1 protein-coding gene is annotated in these 277 nt (G+C 68.2%); it reads left to right on the top strand.

The genetic code is table 11. The annotated features are described in order from the left end of the window. Positions 1-277 (top strand): amidohydrolase family protein (locus tag IB272_RS34605; RefSeq protein ID WP_192445905.1); only part of this gene is annotated, 277 nt, incomplete at both ends.

Raw genomic sequence — 277 nt, 5'->3', positions numbered from 1 at the left:
CGGATCGCCGCCCTTGGCGGCGGAATCGGCGTGCAGCACCGCATGGCCTATCAGGGCGAGTACTTCGTCGAGCGCTACGGCCATGGTGTCGCTGAAGCGACGCCGCCGGTGGCCAAGATGCTGGCAAGGGGCGTCAACGTCTCCGCCGGCACCGATGCGACCCGCGTCGCATCCTACAACCCCTGGGTTTCGCTGTCGTGGATGGTGACCGGCAAGACTGTCGGCGGCCTGCAGCTCTACCCGCGCGCCAACTGCCTCGATCGCGAGACGGCGCTTC

Origin of the sequence: Ensifer sp. ENS08, from assembly GCF_014852195.1 — a bacterium.
GTDB classification, from domain to species: domain Bacteria; phylum Pseudomonadota; class Alphaproteobacteria; order Rhizobiales; family Rhizobiaceae; genus Ensifer; species Ensifer adhaerens.
The sequence above is the reverse complement of the archived record's forward strand: the minus strand, read 5'-3'. Positions and strand labels throughout refer to the sequence as shown.